Annotated in this window: 24 protein-coding genes; 7 read left to right on the top strand and 17 right to left on the bottom strand. The window is 60.5% G+C overall.

Annotated features, from left to right (window positions below; all coding sequences use genetic code 11):
- Window positions 1-34: 34 nt before the first annotated feature.
- From IPJ76_09520 to IPJ76_09505, 4 genes are all read right to left on the bottom strand, one after another.
- Window positions 35-832, bottom strand: coding sequence for a tRNA pseudouridine(55) synthase TruB (locus tag IPJ76_09520; protein ID QQR84861.1), 798 nt, complete (start codon window positions 830-832; stop codon window positions 35-37).
- A gap of 45 nt (window positions 833-877) precedes the next feature.
- On the bottom strand, window positions 878-1,669 hold the full coding sequence (locus IPJ76_09515; GenBank protein ID QQR84860.1) for an undecaprenyl-diphosphate phosphatase: 792 nt from the start codon (window positions 1,667-1,669) through the stop codon (window positions 878-880).
- Between the two features lie 90 nt (window positions 1,670-1,759).
- Window positions 1,760-1,999 (bottom strand): DUF3098 domain-containing protein, encoded by a 240-nt coding sequence (locus IPJ76_09510; GenBank protein ID QQR84859.1) that lies wholly within the window; start codon window positions 1,997-1,999, stop codon window positions 1,760-1,762.
- 12 nt (window positions 2,000-2,011) lie between these two features.
- Window positions 2,012-2,875, bottom strand: a complete 864-nt coding sequence (locus IPJ76_09505; protein QQR84858.1) for a hypothetical protein — start codon at window positions 2,873-2,875, stop codon at window positions 2,012-2,014.
- Window positions 2,876-3,022: 147 nt separating this feature from the next.
- On the opposite strand from IPJ76_09505, the gene IPJ76_09500 reads away from it, so the two are divergent.
- The 3 genes from IPJ76_09500 to IPJ76_09490 all read left to right on the top strand — a co-directional run bounded on the left by IPJ76_09500 (window position 3,023) and on the right by IPJ76_09490 (window position 8,110).
- Window positions 3,023-6,625 (top strand): leucine--tRNA ligase, encoded by a 3,603-nt coding sequence (locus IPJ76_09500; protein QQR84857.1) that lies wholly within the window; start codon window positions 3,023-3,025, stop codon window positions 6,623-6,625.
- 217 nt (window positions 6,626-6,842) lie between these two features.
- Window positions 6,843-7,664, top strand: a complete 822-nt coding sequence (locus IPJ76_09495; protein ID QQR84856.1) for a DUF3108 domain-containing protein — start codon at window positions 6,843-6,845, stop codon at window positions 7,662-7,664.
- A gap of 38 nt (window positions 7,665-7,702) precedes the next feature.
- Entirely contained in the window at window positions 7,703-8,110 is a 408-nt protein-coding gene (locus tag IPJ76_09490; GenBank protein ID QQR84855.1) for a hypothetical protein, read from the top strand.
- On the opposite strand, the gene IPJ76_09485 is transcribed toward IPJ76_09490, so the two are convergent.
- The 9 genes from IPJ76_09485 to IPJ76_09445 all read right to left on the bottom strand — a co-directional run bounded on the left by IPJ76_09485 (window position 8,100) and on the right by IPJ76_09445 (window position 17,345).
- Window positions 8,100-9,008 (bottom strand): hypothetical protein, encoded by a 909-nt coding sequence (locus IPJ76_09485; GenBank protein QQR84854.1) that lies wholly within the window; start codon window positions 9,006-9,008, stop codon window positions 8,100-8,102. The two genes, IPJ76_09490 and IPJ76_09485, sit on opposite strands and share 11 nt — an antisense overlap.
- Window positions 9,009-9,011: 3 nt before the next feature.
- A complete protein-coding gene (locus IPJ76_09480; GenBank protein ID QQR84853.1) occupies window positions 9,012-10,481 on the bottom strand; it encodes an MBOAT family protein in 1,470 nt (489 codons plus the stop codon).
- Window positions 10,482-10,581: 100 nt separating this feature from the next.
- Window positions 10,582-12,135, bottom strand: a complete 1,554-nt coding sequence (locus IPJ76_09475) for a glycosyltransferase family 39 protein (GenBank protein QQR84852.1) — start codon at window positions 12,133-12,135, stop codon at window positions 10,582-10,584.
- A complete protein-coding gene (locus IPJ76_09470; GenBank protein QQR84851.1) occupies window positions 12,132-13,196 on the bottom strand; it encodes an acyltransferase in 1,065 nt (354 codons plus the stop codon). The genes IPJ76_09475 and IPJ76_09470 overlap by 4 nt, the downstream gene beginning before the upstream one ends.
- Before the next feature lie 3 nt (window positions 13,197-13,199).
- Window positions 13,200-14,567, bottom strand: a complete 1,368-nt coding sequence (radA, locus tag IPJ76_09465) for a DNA repair protein RadA (protein ID QQR84850.1) — start codon at window positions 14,565-14,567, stop codon at window positions 13,200-13,202.
- Window positions 14,560-14,997: a D-glycero-beta-D-manno-heptose 1-phosphate adenylyltransferase gene (gene rfaE2, locus IPJ76_09460; protein QQR88435.1), complete on the bottom strand. Its 438-nt coding sequence runs from the start codon at window positions 14,995-14,997 to the stop codon at window positions 14,560-14,562. The genes radA and rfaE2 overlap by 8 nt, the downstream gene beginning before the upstream one ends.
- Window positions 14,998-15,053: 56 nt before the next feature.
- On the bottom strand, window positions 15,054-16,070 hold the full coding sequence (locus IPJ76_09455) for a flippase-like domain-containing protein (protein ID QQR84849.1): 1,017 nt from the start codon (window positions 16,068-16,070) through the stop codon (window positions 15,054-15,056).
- Between the two features lie 22 nt (window positions 16,071-16,092).
- Window positions 16,093-16,446: an aspartate 1-decarboxylase gene (gene panD, locus IPJ76_09450; GenBank protein ID QQR84848.1), complete on the bottom strand. Its 354-nt coding sequence runs from the start codon at window positions 16,444-16,446 to the stop codon at window positions 16,093-16,095.
- A gap of 53 nt (window positions 16,447-16,499) precedes the next feature.
- Complete coding sequence (locus tag IPJ76_09445) at window positions 16,500-17,345, bottom strand: pantoate--beta-alanine ligase (protein ID QQR84847.1); 846 nt, start codon at window positions 17,343-17,345, stop codon at window positions 16,500-16,502.
- A 107-nt stretch (window positions 17,346-17,452) separates the two neighbouring features.
- On the opposite strand from IPJ76_09445, the gene IPJ76_09440 reads away from it, so the two are divergent.
- The 3 genes from IPJ76_09440 to glmS all read left to right on the top strand — a co-directional run bounded on the left by IPJ76_09440 (window position 17,453) and on the right by glmS (window position 21,512).
- On the top strand, window positions 17,453-18,274 hold the full coding sequence (locus IPJ76_09440) for a glycogen/starch synthase (protein QQR84846.1): 822 nt from the start codon (window positions 17,453-17,455) through the stop codon (window positions 18,272-18,274).
- A 70-nt stretch (window positions 18,275-18,344) separates the two neighbouring features.
- Window positions 18,345-19,634 carry a DUF4270 family protein gene (locus tag IPJ76_09435; protein QQR84845.1) on the top strand — a complete coding sequence of 430 codons (1,290 nt, stop codon included), beginning with the start codon at window positions 18,345-18,347 and terminating at the stop codon, window positions 19,632-19,634.
- A 33-nt stretch (window positions 19,635-19,667) separates the two neighbouring features.
- Window positions 19,668-21,512, top strand: coding sequence for a glutamine--fructose-6-phosphate transaminase (isomerizing) (glmS, locus tag IPJ76_09430; protein ID QQR84844.1), 1,845 nt, complete (start codon window positions 19,668-19,670; stop codon window positions 21,510-21,512).
- Here glmS and IPJ76_09425 read toward each other — a convergent pair.
- Both IPJ76_09425 and IPJ76_09420 read right to left on the bottom strand, forming a co-directional pair.
- Window positions 21,499-21,894 (bottom strand): TM2 domain-containing protein, encoded by a 396-nt coding sequence (locus IPJ76_09425; GenBank protein ID QQR84843.1) that lies wholly within the window; start codon window positions 21,892-21,894, stop codon window positions 21,499-21,501. The genes glmS and IPJ76_09425 overlap by 14 nt on opposite strands.
- A 65-nt stretch (window positions 21,895-21,959) precedes the next feature.
- Entirely contained in the window at window positions 21,960-22,568 is a 609-nt protein-coding gene (locus IPJ76_09420) for a superoxide dismutase (GenBank protein ID QQR84842.1), read from the bottom strand.
- A 121-nt stretch (window positions 22,569-22,689) separates the two neighbouring features.
- Between IPJ76_09420 and IPJ76_09415 the strand changes: the two genes are divergently transcribed.
- Window positions 22,690-22,950, top strand: a complete 261-nt coding sequence (locus IPJ76_09415; protein QQR88434.1) for a hypothetical protein — start codon at window positions 22,690-22,692, stop codon at window positions 22,948-22,950.
- 68 nt (window positions 22,951-23,018) lie between these two features.
- Here the strand turns inward: IPJ76_09415 and IPJ76_09410 are convergent, their stop codons facing one another.
- Together IPJ76_09410 and IPJ76_09405 are read right to left on the bottom strand one after the other, a co-directional pair.
- Window positions 23,019-24,620, bottom strand: a complete 1,602-nt coding sequence (locus tag IPJ76_09410; GenBank protein QQR84841.1) for a S41 family peptidase — start codon at window positions 24,618-24,620, stop codon at window positions 23,019-23,021.
- Window positions 24,617-25,072, bottom strand: a complete 456-nt coding sequence (locus IPJ76_09405) for a dCMP deaminase family protein (protein QQR84840.1) — start codon at window positions 25,070-25,072, stop codon at window positions 24,617-24,619. The genes IPJ76_09410 and IPJ76_09405 overlap by 4 nt, the downstream gene beginning before the upstream one ends.
- Between the last annotated feature and the right edge of the window lie 29 nt (window positions 25,073-25,101).

Raw genomic sequence — 25,101 nt, 5'->3', positions numbered from 1 at the left:
CGTGGGTTTCAGGCCGAAAATGCCCCTTCTCGGCTCAGCTCGAAGTGACATTCCGTAGCCTGTCAAGCTCCTCGCTCCAACGCTCCGGCGGCAATGCATCGGCCACGGAACAGGCCCCGCTGCCCGTGCGGCGAAGGGCCACCAGATGGGCACCGCAACCCAGCTTCTGGCCGATATCATGGGCCAGCGAGCGGATGTAGGTCCCCTTGCCGCACGCCACGCTGATGCGCACATCCCGGCCGTCAACCCCCAGCGTGGCGATGCTGTGCACCACCACGGGCAAGGGGTCCAGCAGGAGTTCCTCCCCTTCGCCGATGCCGGGATCGCGCTGCAAGGCCGGGCCCTCGTGGTGGCGGTGGCGACCGTGCACCAGGTTGCCCGCAGCCCGCGCCAGGAAGTAGGCCCGCTCGCCCCCTACATGCTTGGCACTGAAGGCGGGCGGGCGTTGCATGAATTCCCCCTGGAACGACGCCACCGCCGATCGGATCTCTTCCTCGGTCAGGTGCTGCCAATGTGCCTCGCGCCTCACGGGCGTTTCGGCGTCGTAGCTCAGGGTGGTCGCTCCCAAGCGCACGGTGGCCTCGTACGACTTGTCCTCCCCGGCCAAGCGCTCCAACTGCTTCGTCCACTTGCCGAAGCCGATCAGCAACAGGCCGCTCGCCAATGGGTCAAGAGTGCCCCCGTGGCCCACCTTCACGCGGTGCCCCAGCACACTGCGGAAGGCGCCCCGCAGCTTCTTCACCACATCGAAGCTGCTCCACCCCACGGGCTTGTCCACCAGCAGCAGACCGCCGTTGTCCGTATCGCTGAGGGAAGGATGAACTTGGGACATCGTAGGATCTATTCCCCTCTCCTTGGGAGAGGTGCCGGGGTGAGGTCAGACAATGCTCATATCAACCCCCATCGCCCACAGGACGAGGATGACACCACCGACCACGATGCGGTACCACCCGAAAATGCCGAAGCCGTGCTTCGTAAGGAAGCCAACGAAGCCCCGGATGGCGAGGATGGCCACCACGAAGGCCACCAGATTGCCGACCCCGAAGAGCTTCCAATGCTCGGTGGTGAAGGCCCCGCCATCATCGATGTAATCCCACATGCTTTTGGCGGTGGCAGCGAACATGGTGGGCACGGCCAGGAAAAAGCTGAACTCGGCCGCCTGCTTGCGCGAGAGCCTCTGGCTGAGACCACCGACGATGGTCGCGGCACTGCGGCTCACGCCCGGCACCATGGCAATGCACTGGAAACAACCCACCACAAAAGCGTTCTTCCAGGTCATCGGTTTCTCTTCCGTGCCGCTGGCGGGGAAGATGCGCTCGATGAAGAGGAAGAAGATCCCACCGAGCAGCAGCATGAGGCCAACGATCTCTACGTGTTCCAGCAGCTCATCGATGTGGCTCTTGAAGAGCAGACCGGCGATGGCAGCAGGGATGAAGCCCACAAAAAGCAACGGATAGATCGTGAAGCTCTCGAAGAACCTGCGCCAATAGAGCACCACCACGCTGAGGATGGCCCCGAACTGGATGGCCACCGTGAACAGCTTCACGAAGTCATCGGCCGCAATGCCCATGATGGTGCTGCCGATGATCATGTGCCCGGTGCTGCTCACCGGCAGGAACTCCGTGAGCCCCTCGATGATGGCCAGGACGATGGCTTCAAGAACGGTCATTCGACTTCAGGGGGAAAGTGCAGGGTGGAAAGTGGAAGGTGCAAGGTCCGTGCTGCTGCACTTTCAACCTTGCACCTTCCACTTAGCACTTCAGGCCTTGGGCTTCTTCAGGATGGCGTACACGCAGAAGAGGTAGCCCATCATGGCCACAATGGGCGCCACGGTGATGCGCCGCGGGTGGAAGATCTCGTCCGCATTGAACACGTTCGGGTCGCCGCTGCCGCCACCGGCCATGAGGATGTAGCCCAGGAAAACGATGCCGATGCCGATGAGCAGCAGCGTGTAGTTGGTGCGCGTGAAGGGGAGCTCGTTCGTGTTCTGTTCGGACATGGCAGCGTGTTCTCAGCTCCAGTGGAGCTCGTCAAGATCCATGCGAATGTAGCGGCGCACGGCGAACCAGGTGCTCACTAGGGCGATGAGCAGCCCCAGAACCAGCACCCCAGCGAAGGTCAAGGCCATGATCTCCACGTCGATGAGCACCCGCAGGTCCGGGGCCACGTAGGTGAACAGCAACTGCATGCAACCCACCAGCAGCCCCACGGCCAGTATCGATGCGACCACCGCCTGCACCACGCTCTGCCGTATGAAGGGCCGCTTGATGAACCAACCCGTGGCCCCCACGAGGTGCATGGTGCGGATGAGCATGCGCTGGCTGTACACCGCCAGGCGGATGGTGTTGTTGATGAGCGCGATGGCCACCAGGAGCAGCACCACGCATCCCAAACCCAAGACCAGCCATGCCTTCTTCACCAATTGCTCCATGTTGTCCACCGTCATGCTGTTGTAGGCCACATCCTGCAACCGATCATCGTTGCGCAGGTGCTCCACGATCCACTTCATACTGTCGGGCCGGGCATACTGCGATGCGATGCGCAGTTGGATGTTCGCCGGTATCGGACTGGTACCGCCCAGCACCGCCAGGAAGTCTTCGCCCAGGTCCTCCTTCGCTTGCTCCGCGGCTTCTTCGGCATTGATCAGTTCCGTGGAAGCCGTGTAGGGCTCGGTGTCCAGTTCCTTCCGCAGCTGCATCATCTGGCTTTCCTTCAAGGCCGTCTTCGGGAAGAGCTGCACCACCACCTGCTCCTTGAGGTAGGTCTCCACCCCCTTCGCGCTCAGCATGAAGAGGCCCAACGCTCCCAGCATGAAGAGGGTGAGCATGATGCCCAAGGTGGTACCCACACTGCTGCTGCGGGCGCGGGCTTTCAAGGTGCGGTCGATACCCATTGATCGGGGCGAAACTATCCCCGGTGAAAGGTGAACCGCAGGTACCGCGGTCGGGTTGTCAGTTGCCCTATGTCAGTAGCCGAGCCACTGCGGCGGCGGCCAGTACTTTCGCCCACTTCAGCAACGGACATGGGCTACGAGCACAAGGACATCGAGAAGAAGTGGCGTGAAGAATGGCGCAAGCGCGGCACCTACCGCGTGGAGAACGATTCCTCCAAGCCCAAGTACTACGTGCTGGACATGTTCCCCTACCCCAGCGGCGCGGGCTTGCACGTGGGGCACCCGCTCGGCTACATCGCCAGCGATATCGTTTCGCGGTACAAGCGGCACAGCGGCTTCAATGTGCTGCACCCCATGGGCTACGACAGCTTTGGGCTGCCGGCCGAGCAGTACGCGATCCAGACAGGCCAGCACCCGGCGAAGACCACGGAAGTCAACATCACGCGCTACCGCGAACAGCTCGACAACATCGGCTTCAGCTTCGATTGGGACCGTGAAGTGCGCACGAGCAACCCCGACTTCTACAAGTGGACGCAGTGGATCTTCCTGCAGCTCTTCGACAGCTGGTACGACCACGCGCAGGACAAGTCGCGACCGATCGCGGACATGATCGCGCGCTTCGAACAGCAAGGCTGGAACGGTGCGGACGAATGCGCCATCACCGGCAACGAAGAGGATGAACCGTTGGCCGCCTTCACCGCTGCGCAATGGAAGCAGTTCGACGAGAAGACGCAGCGCGGAATCCTCATGCGCTTCCGCCTGGCCTACCTCGGTGAAGCATGGGTGAACTGGTGCCCCGCGCTGGGCACCGTACTCGCCAACGACGAGGTGAAGGACGGTGTGAGCGAGCGCGGCGGTCACCCCGTGGAGCGCAAACGCATGCCGCAATGGAGCATGCGCATCACGGCCTTCGCCCAGCGCCTGCTCGACGGGCTTGACACGCTCGACTGGAGCGAGAGCATCAAGGAAGCGCAGCGCAACTGGATCGGAAAGAGCGAAGGGGCGCTTGTGCGGTTTCGCCTCACCCCGGCCCTCTCCAGTGGAGAGGGTGAAATGCGGCCTCACCCTGCCCTCTCCAAAGGAGAGGGTGAAATGCTTGCAAGCGATCAGACCAGTGCAAGTGTCGAGGGCGACAAGACCGACCTGCGTTTCCACACTGCTGATCGGACCAACTACAAGTCCCTGGCGAACAATGCGCGTCGAATGCGTTCAGAGCCCACGCTGGCCGAAGATGCGCTTTGGCAAGCGTTGCGTGGCAGTTCACTTGGTGCGAAGTTCCGCCGGCAACATGTTGTGGAGAACTACATCGTTGACTTCGCTTGTTTGCCGAAGCAGCTCGTGGTTGAAGTTGATGGCGGCAGCCACCAAGAGCGTAACGATGAAGATGCCGAACGCACGCTTCAACTTGAGCGTCATGGATTCAAGGTCGTCCGCTTCACGAATGACGAAGTCCTCGGCAACATTGACAATGTGCTTGAACGCATTCGCCTGTTGCTCGAGGAGCGCGCCGAACTGCGATACGAAGCCGGCGCGTTCGTTCCTCCCACCTCAGACCCCTCTCCACTGGAGAGGGGCAGGGGTGAGGCAGACCCCCTCTCCACTGGAGAGGGTCGGGGTGAGGCCATCGAGGTCTTCACCACCCGCCCCGACACGCTGTTCGGCGTCACGTTCGTCACGCTCGCACCCGAGCACGAGCTGGTCGAGCGCATCACATCCGCCGACCGTCGCGCGGAAGTGATGGCCTACGTCAGCGCAGCGAAGAACCGCAGCGAACGTGAGCGCATGGCCGACGTGAAGAAGGTGAGCGGCGTGTTCACCGGTGCGACATGCATCCATCCGTTCACCGGCGCTGAAGTACCGGTGTGGGTGGGCGACTACGTGCTCGGCGGTTACGGCACCGGCGCCGTGATGGCCGTGCCCGGCGGTGACCAGCGCGACTGGAATTTCGCCACGCACTTCGGCCTGCCGATCATCGCGGTGACGGAAGGCGCCGACATCAGCAAGGAGGCCGACGAACGCAAGGACGCAACGATCTGCAGTGAGGGTTTCCTGAAGGGCTTGAAAGTGCCCGATGCGATCACACGTGCGATCGATGAACTGGAAAAGCTCGGAGCCGGTGAGCGCCGCATCAACTTCCGCCTGCGCGATGCCGCCTTCGGTCGCCAGCGCTATTGGGGCGAACCCATTCCCATCTACTACAAGGACGGCGTGCCGTACGCCTTGCCGGAAGGCGAACTTCCGTTGGTGCTCCCGGAAGTGGACAAGTTCCTGCCGACGGAAACCGGAGAGCCACCGCTCGCACGCGCGAAGAGCTGGCACTTCGATCCCCGGAAAGCGAAGAGCCCCGAGGGTGCACGCATTCCTCCTCCCCCACCGGGGGAGGCCGGGTGGGGGTTGGAGACCACCACCATGCCCGGTTGGGCCGGCAGCAGCTGGTACTTCCTGCGCTATATGGACCCGAAGAACGAGGGCCGCTTCGCATCACCGGAAGCCATCAACTACTGGCAGCAAGTGGACCTGTACGTGGGCGGCAGCGAACACGCCACCGGCCACCTGCTCTACTTCCGCTTCTGGACCAAATTCCTGAAGGACCGCGGCTGGATCAACTTCGATGAGCCCGCGAAGAAGCTGGTGAACCAAGGGATGATACAAGGTGTATCTGCGTTCACGTTGCATACTGGCGTGATGAGTTGGTTTATTAATGGAACACAGTGGTTGTCTCCGGGAGGATCGCCACTGGTTTACATCAGTAAGGGGCGCTATGATCGGATGATTGAGACCAAAGACTTCAGTCCATTGGCTGAGATCTATGCTCGCCACGACTCATCCATAGATTACCGCGCCACATCGTTTGTCTCCTTTGCGGCTCGATATAAGGCTCACGTCTATGTCGACCATGTGGGGGCTAATGACCTACTCGACATTACCGCTTTTCGGAACAGTCGGCCAGGGCAACAATTCGAACTATTGACCGAAGAGGATGGGACATTTATCTGCGAGCGAGAAGTAGAGAAGATGTCTAAGTCGAAGTTCAACGTAGTCAACCCAGACAACATCATCTCGAAGTACGGCGCCGACACGCTCCGCCTCTACGAGATGTTCTTGGGCCCCATCGAGCAGAGCAAGCCATGGGACACCAACGGCATCGAAGGCACCTTCCGCTTCCTACGCAAATTCTGGAACCTCTTCCACCCCGGATCTTCTTCGGATGCACCCGTACCGTCGACCCACGGGGTCGACCCACTTCACGTAACCGACGACGCCCCCACCAAGCCCGAACTGAAGATCCTGCACGCCACCCTGAAGAAGGTGACGGAGGACATCGAGAAGATGAGCTTCAACACCAGCGTGGCGCAGTTCATGATCGCCGTGAACGAGCTGGGCAGTCTCAAGTGCAACAAGCGCGCGGTGCTGGAACCGCTGGTGATCGCACTGGCACCCTTCGCGCCGCACATCGCCGAGGAGCTCTGGGAGAAACTCGGTCATACCGACAGCGTGACCGGGGCGAAATGGCCCCAGTGGAGCGCCGAGCACCTGGTGGAGGACAGCTTCAGCTACCCCATCAGCTTCAACGGCAAAACGCGCCTGCAACTGGAGTTCCCCATTGCTTTGGACGCCAAGAGCGTGGAAGCCGCCGTACTGGCCAACCCCGAGGTGCAGCAACGCCTGGAGGGCAAGCCGCCCAAAAAGGTGATCGTGGTGCCCAAGCGCATCGTGAACATTGTGGTGTGATGCGGCTCGTGGCCGTTGGCTGTTGGCTGTTGGCTCGTCGGCGCATCCGGCCAAGTGTTGCTTCCTCGCGACTTCCACCAACGGGCCAAAGGCCGATGGCCAAAAGCCAAAGGCAGCAAAGGGCTTCGATCCCGCGACTTCCACAGACATGCCAATAGCCAGAAGCCAACAGCCAGAGGCTTCTCCCCGTTGGTACAGCAATTGCAAACCCGTGGACATGACCCGCAAGAGCATTTTCCTTCTGGCCGCTATCGGCTTCCTGAGCATGGCGTTCGGCCAGGCCGGTTTGGAGGTGGCGCCGGCCGGCAAGGACCTCACCAACCAACTGCGCACGCTGCCGCATGCCGCCTTCAAGAGCGGCGAGAAGCTCACGTACATCGTGCACTACGGCTTCATCAATGCTGGCGAGGCCGTGTTGGAGCTGAAGAGCACCGACGTGAAGTTCCAGGACAGGCAGATGCTGCGTGCGGTGGGCACGGGCCGCAGCTTGGGCGCGTTCAACACGTTCTTCAAGGTCGATGACCACTACGAGAGCTACTTCGACAGCGCCGGTGTGTTCCCCTGGGCCTTCACGCGCCACGTTGACGAAGGCGGCTACACGTTCGATCAGAAGTACGTGTTCCTGCAGCACCGTGGCCAACTCACCGACCACGACAACGATGTGTACGAGGTCCCCCTGCACACGCAGGACATGATCAGTGCGTTCTACTTCGCGCGCACACTCGACTTCGGCAGCGCGGCCAAGGGCGATGTGTTCACCGTGCCCTGCTTCGTTGACGGCGAGTACTGGCCCTTGCAGATGAAGGTGATGGGCCGCGAGACGATCAAGCTGCGCAATGGAAAGTACCGCACGATCAAGTTCCAGCCCATCGTGCAGGAAGGCCGCGTCTTCAAGACCAGCGACGACCTCAACGTTTGGGTGACGGACGACGGCAACCACATTCCTGTGCTTGCACAAGCCAAGGTGCTCGTGGGTTCCATCAAGATGGAACTGAGCGGCTACAGCGGTTTGACGAATCCCATCGCGAAGGTGCAGTGATCGGTCGGACGATCTTCTTTCAGGCCTAGCTTCGCGCTATGTCCCGCAGGAGCATTGAAACCCCCATCGCCACGATGACCTTGGTGGAGCCGGGCTTCATCGAGCAGCGGTTCCTGCCGGGGTGCAAGATCTCCCTGCAGGGTTTCGCGGAGAACAAAGCAGCCCGCATGGAGCTGTGCGCAGGTGGGCGCCATGTCATGCTCAGCGTCTTTCCGCCGGACATTGATTTCGAGCTGTCGGTGACCCAGAGCGATCACTTCGCCCCGGAGCGCAGCGCCGACCTGGTCGTTGCCCTTGCGGTGGTTGCCGGGGACAACATGGTGGAGATGATCACCAAGCTCTACTTCAGCTATTTCCCGCAGGTCTTCCGCACGCGCATCTGCGCCACGGAAGAGGAGGCCCGTGTTTGGCTGAAGCAATTCGTTCCTGAGGAAGTCAGCGCTTGAGCAGCGCATCAACGACCATCCGCTGGGCCTCGGTAGTGAGGTGCAGCGGGTCGCGGAAGTTGCTCCGGTCCGCACTGATCGTATTGCCCGGTGCATCGAGGTCCACGTAAGTGGCCATGGAGCGCAAACGGTCGGCGTAAGCAGCGCGTTGTGCATCGAGCCCCGCTTCAGTGCGCACGGTGTGAAGGCTCTCGTGCGAAGGCCATTCCACCAATACCAGTTCGGTGCCCTGCTTCCGGCATTCGACCGCTACCTCCTCCATTCGATGGTAGAATGCCGTGTCCATTTTGAAGGATGCAGCAGCATCCCTCTCCATGGTCATCACGTTGTTCCAATGGTCCGGTGAGAGGACATCGTACTGCACACTGCCCGGCGATGCGCAGGCTTTGATGGCGAGCCATGTTGCTGCCAGCACACGGCGATTGCTCACGTAGAGGCCCGGTGTTCCTTCCACGGCCAGCGGCTCGCTGAAGATGTCGTAGTCCTGCCCAGCGGCCATGTTGCGGAAGCTCACTTGCATGTATACACGGTTCGGTGGCGCAATGCTGTCCACGTAGTCGAACACATCGAGCGCAGTGCGATGGTTGCCACCAGGCACACCGAAATTGTACCACGACTGTCCAGTAGCCTTGTCAAGGTATTGCAGGTCGAAGTACGACAACCTGGAATCCCCGATGAGGAGATCGGGCACCGGCTTCCTGCGGTATTCCTTCATCTTCCACATAAGGTTGCTGAAGGCCATCGTCTTACCGTCGTGGTTCAGGTTCTTCAGCTTCACCTCGTCGCTCACCACGTGGCACCAGTTGAAGTAGTTGTATGGATCCACCACGACCACCGTGCCGAACACCACCGCGAACGGCGCGCAGATGAGCAGGATGCGGAGGAAGAAGCGGCGCATGGATCAGAACTGGAAGTAGATGAACTGGGCCGTGTGGTAGTAGCTGCCGAGGAACACGCAGAACGCGATGAGCCCCATGTAGATCGCGTAGCGCTTCACCGCCGACCACTCGGCCATGCGCAACGTCATCGCGCGGCGGTTGTGCAGTTGCTGCACCAGTTCCATGATGGCGATGCCCAACAAAGCGACGTACATCTCATTGGCCGATGATCCGACCAGCGGCGCCCAGAACGTGAGGGCATCACCCGTGAAGAAGCCGCCCAGCCCCGTGAAGAGGTGCGTCGCGATATACCATGCGTTGGAAACGGTGTCCGCACGGAAGAAGATCCACGCGAAGGCAACCAAGCAGAACGTCGTTGCGGTTTGGATCGCCATGTTCAGCCATGGCAATTTCCCCAAGCCCAAGGCCGCGCCCAGCTTGCCGCGCATGTCCGCTGTCACCACGGCGAACACGAGATAGAAGCCGTGCAATCCGCCCCAAACGATGTACGTCCAGTTGGCGCCGTGCCAGAGGCCGCTGAGCAGGAAGGTGATGATGAGGTTGTAGTACCAGCGCCACTTCACCACGCGGTTGCCACCGAGGCTGATGTACACGTAATCGCGGAACCAACTGCTGAGGCTGATGTGCCAGCGCCGCCAGAACTCGCTGATGTTGGTGCTGTAGTACGGTGTGCGGAAGTTCCGCATCAAGTCGATGCCCAACGTGCGCGCCGCGCCCAGTGCGATGTCGCTGTATCCGCTGAAGTCGCAATAGATCTGGATGCTGAACAGCAGCGTTGCCAGCAAAAGGGCCGGGCCTTCGTGCGCCTGCGGGCTGTCGTACACATGGTTCACCATGGCGCTCACACGATCGGCGATGACGAGCTTCTTGAAGAAGCCCCAGGCCATGAGCTTCATACCGCTGGCCACCACCTTGGGGTCGAAGTCGAACTTCAGGTGCAGCTGCCGCAGTAGGTTGTCCGGCCGTTCAATGGGGCCAGCCACCAGCTGCGGATAGAACATCACGTAGAGCGAGAAGATGCCCAGGTGCCGCTCGGCCTTCTGGTTGCCCCGGTACACTTCAATGGTGTAGCTCAGGCTCTGGAACGTGTGGAATGAAAGTCCGATCGGGAGAATGATGCCCAGGTCGGGCACGCTGTAATCCGCGTACCCGAAGCTGTGCACCAACGCCTCCCAGTTGTCCGTGAGGAAACCGTAGTATTTGAAGATGGCCAGCACGCCCACGTTGGCGATGATGCTGGCCGTGAGCCATCGTTTGCGCGTACGGCCCGTACTGCCCTCGATGAGGATGCCAGCGCCATAGTCCACCACGATGGTGAAGGCCAGGATGAGGATGTACACCGGCACGAAGGCCATGTAGAACCAGCAACTGGCCGCCAAGAGCATGGGCCAGCGGTACCGGTAGGGCAACACGTAGTACAGTGTTGTCACCAGGACGAAGAAGACCAGGAACTGGATGGAGTTGAAGATCATCCGGAGGCCGCAGGGCGGCGGCTTGCTACGCCGGGCCCGCTCCACGGGTTGCAAGGTGCCGCCGCAAGCCGTTGCGGCAGTTGGACTTGTCCCGTCGTTTTCAGCGGGTCCCCGTTGATGGGGGCTTGTTGTGACCAGCCTCTAAAGCGACCTGGTGGCCGGCTCCGGGCTTGGTCCCGGCGATGGCATACACCTTCACGGGCCCGCTCTCTTCCAAGGTCAGTGTCACGTAGTGCTCTTCGATGAACTGCTTCACGTGCCACTCGGCTGCCACAGGGCGCATACCCCGCTGCAGATCGTGCTTGCTTATGCTTTCGATGGCGTGACCGCGGTCGTTCAGCATGTACACGTACAACATGATGTGGCCATTGTAGTCGTCCCAACACAGGACGTTCGCCGCGGTCTCGCGCTTTCCCTTGGCGCACTCCTGCATGTAGTGCGGCAACGCGTAGTAGTCAACGTCCCAGGGCCACTCTTTGGGGAAATAGGTCTGGGCTATCACATCAGTGTACGGCTTGAAGAACAAGACCACCGCAAGGACGACCGGCATGACATACGTGTGCATTTGGTCGTTCAGCCAAGCGCTAGCAGCGCACCACCGAACGAACAGCCAGAACACGACCATGGCCAGTAAGCATAGGAAAGGATATGCCGGAGCGATGTACCATTCCGTCTTGGTTCCTGCATTGCTGATCACCACCAGATACTGCACCGCGAACAAAACGGCGAAGCCCGTAAGTCGTTTCAGCTGCGGGTCACGGCTCCCAAGTCCGACCAAAGCGCCGGCAATGGCAAGCATATAACCATGTTGGAACTGATGCGTGCTCAGGATCTGGAAGTAATAGTGGCCATCATGGAGATGTCCTTCGAGCGTGGCGCCATACCGACCGCCCCACTCATTGTCCCACACCGCCTGCAAGTAGCCAGGGTTGACCGCCTCCCGAGCCCCGTAGAAACCGCCGACGACCAGCAAGAAACCCAAAAGCCCTGCCCATAGCCAACGATCGGAAAGCGCCCCTTTCAATCGGCCGGTGAAGAGCCACCACAACCCGATGGCCGGGGTCATCATCAAAGCTTGCACGCTCTTGGTGAGCATGCCCAAGGTCAGGGCGAGGAACAGCAACAGCATGTGGCGGCGCTCTCCGCTACGAGCGTACTCGAATGCTTGATATGCGGCCCAGAACATGAACAGAACGAGCAGCGAATCGTAATCACCGCTTCGGGTCACATGACGATTGACATAGCCTTGCGCGGTGATGAGCGTGATGGCAGCAACCACCCCCGGCCATGGACTACCCATTGCGCGATGCGTGAACCGCAGCAAGAGCAAACATGTTCCTAGGCCCGCAATAGCTGACGGCAATCGTGCAGCCAGTTCGCCTGTGCCCAGTAAGGCCATGAAGAGTGCCTGGACCCAGAGCAGCAAGGGGGGCTTGGTGCTCCACATGTCCGGGGCGCCTTGGTAGTGGTTCACCAACCAGTTCCCATTGTGCAGCATTTCGTATGCACCAATGGCTTGGCGCGGTTCATCCCACATTCTCAGTGGCAACTTGTCCAGATGCATGAAAAGCGGGAAGTAGGAGACGATGAAGATCACTGTCACCGCCAGCAACCACCCCCATTTCCCGGAGACCGCATGCCTCACATCGCTCATGGCTGCGGCGAATCTACCCGAACAGGTTCCAATCGGTGATCAACCAGGAAATGCCGTTCTACCATCCGCCACGACAGCCAGCCGGCCGCCCAGGCGAGCGGAACCGACAGGGCTGCGAGTTCAAGCGGTGTCCAGGCATGGGCGGTCATCAACATCTGTTGTATGGGGTAGCCCCAGAGGTAAGTGCCGTAGGAAATGTCGACCGGACCGGACCGAACGCCGGACCTAATGGGCGCATAGGCCGCACTGATCACCAACAGCGGCAGTAGGACACCTTCAGCAAGCGGATACACCTTCAACCAGATCGTGAGCACCAAGAACACCAGCGCAAGGCCGAGCAAGGACTTCATTGAAGCGTGCGCCAGGACCGGCCCTGAAGCCATCACGCACCCGGCGGAATAGAACACGCCCATGTCCACGATGCTCCACCAGGTGAAGGCCATGAAAGGAAGGCCGCCGCTCAACTGCAGGATCCCACCGTCCACTGACATACGGACCACCATGCACGCAAGGAACACGATCAGCACGGTTGCCCGCAAGGCGGTTGACCACCGCTTCAGGACGAACAGTGCCGCAGTGGCCAGGTAGAACAGAACCTCGTACGCGATGGTCCATAACGATCCATTGACGATGCCGGGATGCGGCACCTTGTCGAATACCCCGGGAAGATCGTACGGGACTTGTCCCAGCACAATGGTGATGGGCATGGCCGCATAACGCCAGGTCGCGCCCTTGCCGAAATAATGCGTTGCGTTGTGGTAGGTGAAGATCGGACCGATGACGAAGACCGTTACCAGGACCAATGCGATCAGCGCAGGCCATACCCGGCGGAAACGGCGCCGCAGAAAATCAACAACATCGGACGAGCGCTCAAAGCTCTTGTACACCAAGAAACCGCTGATGACGAAGAAAGCGCGCACCGCCAGCCAGGAGAAGGCAGCTTGGTTGTCCGTCGCCCGTTGGAGCAGGTCACCGCCCGGATCGCCGGAAAGCACATGGGCATGCGTGATCAGCACCGCGCTTGCGAACAACACGCGCAGCAGCCCGAAGTTGTTGCGCATGGTTCAGCCGAACAGATGTGCCAAAACCTCTCCTACGCGCTCGACCTGTACCACTTCGATGCCTTTGGCCGGTATGGCTCCGGAACCCTTGGGTATGAAGATCCGCGCGAAGCCGAGCTTGCGTGCTTCAGCAACGCGCTGCTCGGTGCGCGTCACAGGGCGGATCTCGCCGGTAAGACCCACTTCACCTGCGAAACAGGTATCCATCGGCACGCTGAGGTCGGCGTTGCTGCTGAGTATGGCGCACACAACGGCCAGGTCGATGGCAGGTTCTTCGATGCGGAAGCCGCCAGCGAGGTTGAGGAACACGTCCTTCTGCCCCAACCGGAAACCACAGCGCTTTTCCAGCACGGCCAGTAGCATGTTCATCCGGCGCAGGTCGAAACCCGTTGCGCTGCGTTGCGGCGTGCCGTAGACCGCACTGCTCACCAGGGCCTGCACTTCGATCAACAGCGGCCGTCCACCATCCATCGTAACGGACACCACAACACCGCTGGGGCGCTCGCCGCGCTGGCCCAACAACACTTGGCTCGGGTCGGCCACTTCGGAGAGACCACTGCCCCGCATCTCGTAGATGCCCAATTCGTTGGTGCTGCCGAAGCGGTTCTTCAACGGGCGCAGCAAGCGGTATGCGTGATCGCGGTCGCCCTCGAACTGCAGCACGCAATCGACCATGTGCTCCAGCACTTTCGGGCCCGCGAGCAATCCTTCCTTGGTGATGTGACCAATGAGCACCACGGGTATACCGGTGGTTTTCGCGAGCCGCATCAATTCGGCGGTGCATTCGCGCACTTGGCCAACGCTGCCGGGGCTCGCATCCAGCACGGCCGTGTGAAGCGTCTGTATACTGTCGATGACCAACAGGCCGGGCTTCATCTCGTCCACCTGCTTGAAGATGTTCTGCGTGTTGGTTTCGGTGAGAACGTAGCACGCGCTCTCCGTGAGCTTGCCCTTCGCCAGGCGTTCCGCGCGCATCTTGATCTGGTGCTCACTCTCCTCACCGCTCACGTAAAGCGTCCGGAGCCCCGGTGCGTTCAGGGCTGTTTGCAACAACAAGGTGCTTTTGCCGATGCCGGGCTCACCTCCGAGCAGAACAATGCTGCCGGGCACCATGCCACCTCCGAGCACACGGTCCAGTTCAGCATCGCCCATCGGCAATCGCGGCCCGTCCTCCAGCGGGATCGCGTCGATGGCGACGGGCTTCGGTGTGCGCTGCTTCAACCCGGACGGGACTGCACGTTTCTCTTCCAACCGGTCGCGCACTTCCTCCACGATCGTGTTCCATTCCTTGCAGTTGGAGCACTGCCCCAACCACTGCGCGTAGTTGGTGCCGCAGTTCTGGCACACGAACGTGGAACGGACCTTAGCCATGCTTGATCTTCTCGACCAGTCCGGTTGTGGAGTAGCCCTGAACGAACGCCAAGGAGCGCACTTCACCGCCCCAACCGAGCACCTCTGTTCCACCGACGATCTGCTCCGGCTTCCAATCGCCGCCCTTCACCAGCACATCGGGGCGCACTAGTTCGATCAGTTCCAAAGGCGTGCCTTCATCGAACACGCACACCGCATCCACGCACCGCAACGCACTGAGCACAGCGGCGCGGCTGTCTTGATCGTTCAAAGGCCGGTCGGGCGCCTTGCCCAGTCGCTTCACCGAGGCGTCGCTGTTCAAACCCACCACGAGCCGGTGGCCCAGCTTGGCTGCTTCTTCGAGGTAAGTTACATGGCCCCGGTGCAGGATATCGAAGCAGCCGTTCGTGAACACTACGCGTGCGCCGGCCATCCGCCACAGGTTCACCATGCGTACCAACTGCACGCGGTCGAGGATATGAGGAGTTCTTGGACCGCTTGTTTCCATCATGCAGTGGTTTTGCTGCGTGCAGTGAAAAGTAATGAGATGCCCCCCAGCACGATGATCATCGCTGTCTGGGCCACCCAGAGCAGCCAGCCCATGGCAAGTGCTTCGGGGAGAAGCAAGCCGCCGTCCTGGGCCGGCGGCATGTACACGCTGACAATGAGTGCTACGAACGCAGGGTAAACTCCGATCCCACCTTGCACCAGGACAATGCCGATCGCACCCGCAATGAACCCAGCGAACACCCCGGCAGGCGGCACGGCCGCAGTTGCATCCAACGCAAAGAAGCCCACCCAGAACATCCCCAGGTAGAGTGCCCAGATCAACACCGTGTGCAAGAGGAACGCGCCCTTGTTCCGCATGCGCAGTACGGAGCGCAGGCCCTCCACGAAACCCCGCACCGTGTCCTTGAGCCGCGCGCGCAGTTCCGGCCGCGTGGCCAAAAACCACAGCGCCACGGCCAGACCAAGAACCACCACCGCACCGATCGTCCACATCCACCATGATGTACCCGGCTCATCCGTGGTTTGACCGGCCCTGAACTCAGCGATCCGCTCTTGGAACAAGTCGATCTTCTCCACTTGGAGCGCCAGGGAGACCACAGCGATCACCAAGAGCATGACCATATCGATCACCCGCTCAGCAAGCACGCTGCCAAAGCCCTTTTCAAAGGGCACCTTGTCGGTACGGTAGAGCGACACGGCACGGCTTGCTTCCCCCGCACGTTGGATGAGCATGTTCATGAAATAGCCGTTCATCACCGCGTGATAGCAGTTCCAGAAACGCGGCCGGTAACCCAGCGGCTCCAGCACATAGCGCCAACGCCATCCACGGCTCATGTGGCTCAACCAACCGAGCACCACGGATGCCAGAAGCCAACGGATATCAGCCGCTCGGAACGCCGCGAACAATTCGGTCCGTTGGGCCTCGCTCAATTGACCGTACTGGTATGCGACCAGCCACACACCCAGGCCGATCGGCACGGCCAACTTCAGGAAACCGACGACCGCCTTCTTCATGCGCAGCGCGGCCCTGTGCGGGTCACCGCTTCAGTTTGTTCGTCTTCTCGTCAGGGAAAACGATGGTGGGTTTGAACGCACGCGCCTCATCAATGGTCATGTGGGCGTAGGCCACCACGATGACAACGTCACCCACGCTCACGCGGCGCGCGGCAGGACCGTTCAGGCACACTACACCGCTGCCCCGCTCGCCTTTGATCACATAGGTGTAAAGCCGGTCGCCGTTGTTCACGTTCAGCACCTGCACTTTCTCGCCCTCCAAGAGGCCGGCCGCATCAATAAGATCCTCGTCCAAGGTGATGCTGCCGATATAGTTGATGTCCGCCTCAGTGACCGTGACACGGTGCAGTTTGGCGCGGAGCACTTCGATCGTCATGCGTAATGGGACCCTTTGCGGACTGCAAGACTTCCGCGGAAGGGGCGGCGAAGTTATCGGCGCAGGGTAATGTTGTCGATGAGCCTAACCGGACCGATGAACGCCGCCACCACGCACACGGCATCGGTCCGTTCGCCCCAGTCAGCCAACGGGTCCAGCGTCATGCTGTCCACTATCTCGAGGTGGTCAAGGCGCACGACCGGCTCCCGGGCCAGCAGTGCCAGTCCCGCCTGCCTAGCCTCCTCTGCCGTCGTTTTGAAGGCCACCTCCTGCACAGTGGACAAGGCCCTGAACAAAACGCTTGCTAGCTCCCGCTCTTCGGGGCTTAGGCGTTGGTTCCGGCTGCTCATTGCAAGGCCATTGGACTCGCGCAACGTGGGGCAGCCAACTATCCGCACAGGCCAGCGCTCTCCTGCTGTGAGCCTTCTGATGACAGCCAACTGCTGACGGTCCTTTTCGCCGAAGAACGCGGCATCAGGGCGAACGAAGTGGAACAACCGCTCGATCACATTGGCAACGCCTTGGAAATGACCCGGCCGGGATGCGCCTTCCAGCTTGAAATCAAGACCACCCAGGTCGAATGTGCGGGTTGAACGACCCGCATAGAGCTCTTCGGCAACAGGAACAAAAACGGCATCGCAACCGGCTCTCTCGAGCATCGCCCGGTCATGGGCCACTTGTCTGGGGTACTTGGCGAGGTCCTCCGGGTTATTGAACTGCAGAGGGTTGACGAAGACACTGCATACCACCGACCCGCAATCCTGTTTGGCCCTGTTTATCAAGGACATATGCCCCTTGTGCAGGGCGCCCATGGTGGGAACGAACCCGACCGACCGGTTTTTGGAGCGTTGCCGGGCACCCCACGCGCTGGCCTCCTGCGGAATCGTTATGAACTCCAATGCCAGCGCGGGTTTGAGCCTTGTTGAAGGGGGCGGAAGCTATACATCGGCTTTCTCCGCCCCCCTCTTTATCTATATTTTTGTCCCCGCAATTCCCCGAAACAACGATGAGCCTGAAGAACGCGAAAGTCCTCACCATCAGCCAAGCCATCAATCCTTTCCTCGATGGCCCCGAGATGGCGAGGACGGCCCGCCAACTGCCCCAAGGCATGCTGGACCGTGGCAATGAGATCCGGACGTTCATGCCGAAGTGGGGCAACATCAACGAGCGCCGTCACCAATTGCATGAGGTGATCCGCCTCAGCGGCATGAACCTCATCATCAACGACACGGACCACGCGTTGTTGATCAAAGTGGCCAGTGTGCCCAACGCGCGCATGCAGGTGTACTTCATCGACAACGAGGAGTACTTCAAGCGCAAGGCGGTGCTCCACGATGCCAACGGCGATTTCTACAAGGACAACGATGAGCGCGCGGTATTCTTCTGCCGTGGCGTGCTGGAGACCGTGCGCAAACTGGGCTGGGTGCCGGACATCATCCACTGCCACGGTTGGATGACCGCGTTCATTCCCCTGTACATCCGTCACTTCTTCACGGACGATCCGCACTTCGAGAACGCCAAGCTGATCTTCAGCGTGTACGACGAGAAGAAGGAAGGTCTGGACAAGGACCTTGCGAAGAAGCTGAGCATGGAGGGCTTCGACAAAACGCTTGTCGGAGGTCTTGCCAAACCGAACACCGATGAACTGTACAAGTTCGGCTTCGGTCTGTGCGACGCCGTGGTGAAAGGCAGCCCCAAGCTGAACAAAGAGATGAACGGTGCAATAGACAAGTGCGGTAAGCCCGTTCTTGACTTCGTGAGCCCTGAGCAGCACGTTGGCGCCATGGCCGATTTCTATGCAGCCGTACTGGAAGAAGCGCTCGTCTGAGTTGGAACACAAGACATGCTATCGGGTTGGGCGGCCCCTGCACTGGGCCGCTCTCCTTTTCTGCGGGGCCGTGGCCCTGTCGGCCTGCCGCAAGCCGGAGGACAACATCGGTCTTGACCTGATACCGGGCGATGCCCAACTGGGCACCTTGACCACCGACACCGCCACCATTGTGGCATACACGCTGACCGACACGGCGGTGCGTACCAGTGGGCTTACCCGCAACGTGCTCGGCAGCTATGTGGACCGGCAGTTCGGAACGCTGACCTGCGGCATGGCCGTTCACCTGAGACTTACCTCGAACAATGTCACGAGTGCGCACAACTCAGCGCTGGTGCCGGACTCGCTGGTTCTTTCCTTGGTGTATGACGGCGGGGCCCCGCTGTACGGCAATGCACATCCTCAGGTGTTCGTGGTGCGGGAACTGGCCGAACGCTTGTCGACCGATAGCACATTCCACAGCGATGACCGACCGGCGACCATTGGCACGGACCTTAGCTGGGCGCCCGGTGCTTCGATCACACCACAACCTCTCGTAAAGCCGATCATTGACGGCGACACGCTCGCGGCCCAATTGCGCATCCGCTTGAGCGATGAACTGGCGCAGCGGCTTCTTTCGGCATGGGGAACCAACGACCTTGCGGACAACGACAAGTTCCTCGATTTTTTCCACGGGCTGGCCATCAGCGCCAAGGATGAGACGGTGCCGGGGAAAGGCGGCTTGCTCAACTTCCTGCTTGAGGGGGGGCTTTCGCGCATGACGCTCTACTACCGTGACAACACGCCGGGCAGCGAAGACACCTTGTCGTACGATTTCGCCATCAACAGCAACAGCCTGCGCTATACGTTCGTCGAACGCGACTTCAGCACTGCCACCGACCTGCGGCTGCAGAATTGCTTACAGGACAGCACGCTGGGTAACGCGGTGAACTTCCTTCAGACCTTCGGGGGCACGCGAGTGGCGTTGCGGCTGCCGCACGTGGCACGCTTCCCAGAAGCTGGCCTGGACGCCTTGGCCAAAGCCGAGCTTATCATCCCGATCGCCGAGGACTACCCCGTGGAACTCCCACCACAACAGCTCAATTTCGTGTTCCGCAAGAACGACGCGGGCCAGGACGTGAACCTGCCCGATTTCGCAAGCGGTATTGGCCAGTACGGTGGTGTCTTCAACAGCACGAACAAGGAGTACCGGTTCAACATCACGCGTTACATGCAAGGCTTATTGACCGGTGAATACGAGAACACGGGCATCGACCTGATAGCCGGGTTCAATGGCGTCACGGGCAATCGCGCGGTACTTGCCGGCCCCGGCCATTCGGATCGGCCAATGCAGTTGCGGCTAACTTTCACCGCTCACTGACCAACACCCCGCGCCGGGCAAGGCGCTCCCACCATGTGCGGCATCGTGGCTTACGTAGGCGAAAAGAAGGCCTATCCGATCATCATCAACGGATTGAGGCGGCTCGAGTACCGGGGCTATGACAGCGCTGGTGTGGCCTTGATCCACGACGGGAAGATGGTGCTGCACAAGCGCCAGGGGAAGGTGAGCGATCTGGAGAACCATGTGAACGGGGCTCCGGTCCTTGGCACCATCGGCATCGGCCACACGCGCTGGGCCACGCACGGACCGCCCAATGATGTGAACGCGCACCCGCACCTGAGCACCAGCGGCGACATCGCGTTGATCCACAATGGCATCATCGAGAACTACGCCCCCATCAAGGAAGAGCTGAAGAAACGCGGGCACATCTTCAAAAGCGATACCGACACGGAGGTGCTGGTGCACCTTATCGACGACATCCAACGCACCGAAAAGGTGGATCTGCCCGAGGCCGTGAGGCTGGCGCTGGACAGTGTGGTGGGTGCCTATGCCATCGTGCTGTTGGACCGCAAGAACCCGGACATGCTGGTGGCAGCGCGCAAAAGCAGCCCGTTGGTGATCGGCATTGCCGAGAACGGTGATCATTTCCTGGCCAGCGATGCCACCCCGATCGTGGAATACACCAAGAACGTGGTGTACATGGAGGACGGCGAGATCGCAGTGATCGAACGCGGCAAGGGATTGCGCATCAAGAACATCCGCAACCAGGAGAAGACGCCGTTCATCCAGGAGCTCGAGATGCATCTGGAGACACTGGAGAAAGGCGGCTACGATCACTTCATGCTGAAGGAGATCCACGAGCAGCCGCGCAGCATCCGTGATTCGCTCCGTGGCCGCTTGAACCTTGCCAAGGGCGAAGTGGTGTTGGGGGGGCTTAAGGACTACGAACAGAAATTCATCAATGCCAAGCGCGTGATCGTAGTGGCGTGCGGCACCAGTTGGCATGCCGGCCTCGTGGGCGAGTACCTCTTCGAGGAACTCGCGCGCATTCCGGTCGAAGTGGAGTACGCCAGCGAGTTCCGCTATCGCAATCCCATCATCCACGAGGACGACATCGTGCTGGCGATCAGCCAGAGCGGTGAAACGGCGGATACACTGGCGGCCATCGAACTCGCCAAGAGCAAGGGGGCCACGATCATCGGCATATGCAACGTGGTGGGCTCGAGCATCGCACGGATCACGCATGGCGGATCGTACACGCACGCAGGGCCGGAGATCGGTGTGGCCAGCACCAAAGCCTTCACGGCGCAGGTAACCGTGCTAACGCTCATGGCCCTCATGATCGGACAAAAGAAGGGCACCATCAGCGGCAGCAACTTCTACCGGTTGCTCAACGAACTGGACGCCATCCCGGACAAGGTGGAGAAGGTGCTGAAGACGGAGGCGCACGTGAAGTACATCGCGGACATCTACAAGAATGCGAGCAACGCGCTCTACCTCGGCCGTGGTTTCTGCTTCCCTGTTGCCCTTGAAGGCGCATTGAAGCTGAAGGAGATCAGCTACATCCACGCCGAAGGCTATCCGGCTGCGGAAATGAAGCACGGCCCCATCGCCCTGATCGATGAGGAAATGCCCGTGTTCGTCATCGCCACCAAAGGGGCCAGCTACGAGAAGGTGGTGAGCAACATCCAAGAGGTGAAGGCGCGCAAAGGCAAGATCATCGCCATCGTAACCGAAGGCGACACCGTTGTGAAGGGGCTGGCCGACCACGTGATCGAGATCCCTGAAACGTCGGATTGCCTGGTCCCTATCCTGGCCTCCATACCGTTGCAACTGATCAGTTACCACATCGCCGTGATGCGCGGTTGCAATGTGGATCAGCCAAGGAATCTGGCGAAGTCGGTCACGGTGGAGTGAGCCGCTCCGTCCGCGGCTTCGCCCACATGAACACCTGCTTGTTGTTGCGGTAGCGCTCCAGGTCCTTGGTGGTGAGGACGTGCACCAGGTCGATCAGCGGCAGAATGCCGAAGCACCCGCCCAATGTGAGCGTGTAGATGATCGGCACTTTGACGCCCGTGCCCATGTAGAGACGGTGACCACCGAAGGGACCCAGCGCCACGGTGAGCAATGTGGCCATCAGACGTTGGTTCTCCGGCTGCGCATCATCGACAATAACAGCCTCTTCACCCAAGGGATCGAGCACGGCGATCAAGCCCTCCTGACGCAGCGGCTGGAACGGTCCGGCGGCCTTGCCGAAAGAAGCCCAGAGCAACAGCACCAAAAGCCCGGCCCATCTCATGGCCGGAAAAGTAGACGGGCAGCCCGTGAAGCACGGACCACCCGCCAACGAAGCATCAACAGGTGTTACTTGCCTGCCGCGTATCGACGGGCCACTTCCTTCCAGTTCACCACGTTCCACCAAGCACTGATGTAGTCCGGGCGGCGGTTCTGGTAGTGCAGGTAATAGGCATGCTCCCACACGTCCAGGCCGAGGATGGGTGTGCCCCCGCAGCCCGTGTTCGGCATCAGGGGATTGTCCTGGTTGGGGGTGCTGCACACCTCCACCTTCCCGCCATTGTGCACGCAGAGCCAAGCCCATCCGCTTCCGAAGCGGGTGGCCCCAGCGGCCGCGAATTTCTCTTTGAACCCTTCGAACGAGCCGAAAGCCGCATCAATGGCCGCCCCCAGCTCTCCTTCGGGCTTGCCCCCGCCGCCGGGCCCCATCACCTGCCAGAACAGGCTGTGGTTGTAGTGCCCCCCACCGTTGTTCCGGACGGCCATATTGCTCATGTCCATCCCCTTCATGAGGTCCTCCAAGGCCTTGTCTGTGTTCGGGGAACCCTCCAGGGCCTTGTTCAGATTGGTCACATAAGCATTGTGGTGCTTGCCGTGGTGGATACGCATGGTTTCCGCGTCGATATGGGGCTCCAGCGCATCGTGTGCGTAGGGAAGCTCGGGCAGTGTGTGGGCCATAGTGTCTGACTTTGGTCGGTTGGGAGCGAAAGATAGCCCCCATGCACAGGGTGGATGGTTGTGGTATTGCCGGAAAGTTTACTTTCGCCGCCACTTTCACCAAAACACATCACCGGAGATGATCAAGAAGTTCGCCGTGCTCGCGGTTATCGCGGGCGTTTTCGCTGCCTGCGGCGGCGGCAAGACCCCAGAGCAGATCGAAGCTGAAGCGAAGGCTGCAGCCGACAGCATTGCTGCTGCCCTGGAAGCATCCATGAAAGAAGCTGAAGCCAAGGCCCAAGCTGCTGCTGACAGCGCTGCTGCTGCCATGCAGAACATGGGCGATAGCGCTGCTGCCGCTGTTGACGGCGCAGTTGACGCTGCCAAGGAAGCCGTGAAGTAAGCTTCACCGACCACGAACGATCGAAGGGGACCCCATGGGTCCCCTTCTCGTTTTGAGGTGAACATGAACTACTGCGCTCCGAGCTGCTCCACCGCTTTTTTGTGGGCCGCGTCGTTCTCCAGCGCCAATGGGTAGTACCCTTCGTTGCCCCAGATGTTGCGGGCGATGACCGCCTTCAGGCGCTGTCCGATGATGGACCTGCTCTTGGCAAGGTCGAGGACCCGTTCAGGGATCTCCTCCTTGGCGGCATAGCGCACGAGCTCCGGGATCAGTAGTTCAGCATTGAAGCTCTTGCGATAGACCTGTTGCCCCATTTTCTCCAGGCGGGTCCGTTCGCGATCGGCCACATCGAAGGCGAACTGGTTGAGCGTGCCGGTCCAGATGAGCTCGCTCAGGTATGCAGAGGCATTGGCCGTATCGGCAGCCACGAAAACATCGGGCACGATACCGCCACCGCCAAAGACCGTTCTACCGGCCTTGGTCTTGAACACCTGGGCGGAATCAACCTTGATGCTGTCGGCACTGATCAGTTCACCATGGCGTCGATCAGGCGCCTCCTCGTAGTCGATGCCTTCACCATAAGGTTTCTGGATGCTCCGCCCGCTCGGGGTATAGTAACGCGCCGTGGTGAGACGAACTGCACTGCTATCGGGGAGTTCGCGATGTTCCTGAACAAGTCCTTTGCCGAAGGTGCGGCGACCAACGATCACGCCACGGTCGTTGTCCTGGATGGCACCGGCCACGATCTCGCTGGCGCTGGCCGAGCCTTCATCAATGAGGATGGCCACCGGAACGTTCTCCAGCACGCCCATGGTAGTGGCCTTGTCGGTGCGGCGCGGGTGGTTCCGGCCTTCGGTGTACACCACCGTGGCCCCGTCCGGGAGGAACTCGTCGGCCATGTGGATGGCGGCATCCAAATAACCACCACCATTGCCGCGCAGATCCACCACCAAACGCTTCATGCCTTGGGCAAGGAGATTCTCGGCCGCATCAGCGAATTCGTCCGTGGTCGTCTTCGCGAAGCGCACCACCTTGATGTAGCCCGTGGTGGCATCGGTCATGATGGCCGCGGCCACGCTCTCGATGGGGACCTTGCCCCGTTTCACCTCCAGCTCGAAGGGCTTGCGCTTCCCGTTGCGCAACAGGCCGATCCTCACCACACTTCCATCGGGCCCGCGGAGATGGTCCATGACCTGGTCGTTCGTGATACCGATGCCTGCAAGGTTCTTGTCGTCGGCGCTGATGATCCGATCGCCAGCCATGACACCCAGCGCTGCACTGGGCCCGCCCTCCAGTGGTGAGATCACCACGATGGTGTCGCGTTGGATAGTGAACTCCACACCGATGCCCACGAAGCTGCCCTCAAGCGGCTCCACGGCCGTGCGCATATCGGCCGGTGAGAGGTAGTAGCTGTGCGGGTCGAGGCGTTGGAGAAGGTCTTGGATGACCTCGTCCGTGAGCTGGTCGCGCTCCACACTGTCAACGTAGTCGCGCTCAATGAGCTCCATGACCTGTCCGATCTTCTGCGCGGGATCCACTCCCCGATCGAACAGGGACGAGGTCCCGAAGGACCGCTGACCGCCACTGAAGTAGCCGATTACAATGCCGGTGCCCAAGGCCAGGGCCATCATGAGCGGCATCAGCACCGCAAGAGTGGACCGCTGTTTCATGTTGCCTGCGGTTCCAAGCGGGTGATGGTTACACGGCCATGTTGCAAGAGGTCCAAGCCGGCGGGATCCTTATAGGGTTCGATGTAAACCAAGCGTTTGATGCCCGCTTGCAGGATCAACTTGCTGCACTCCTTGCACGGAGAGTGGGTGAGGTAGAGCGTGGCCCCCTTGGCGTTGTTGGTGCTCCGCGCCACTTTCATGATGGCATTGGCTTCGGCATGCAGCACATGCCAGAGGGTAATGCCGCTGGCGTCTTCGCAATCGTTCGGGAAGCCGGTGGGCGTTCCATTGTAACCGTCGCTGATGATCATGCCGTCCTTAACGATCAACGCGCCCACCTTCTTGCGCGTGCAATGGCTCAGCTTGGCCCACTCGGCAGCCATGCGCATGTAAGCTCGGTCGTACCGCTCCTGCTTGGCGGCATCGGTATAGACCAATTGTTCGGTTTGCATGGGCTGTACCATGTGCTCATGTGACCATG

The organism is Flavobacteriales bacterium, assembly GCA_016699575.1.
Taxonomy (GTDB): Bacteria; Bacteroidota; Bacteroidia; order Flavobacteriales_F; family PHOS-HE28; genus PHOS-HE28.
The sequence above is the reverse complement of the archived record's forward strand: the minus strand, read 5'-3'. Positions and strand labels throughout refer to the sequence as shown.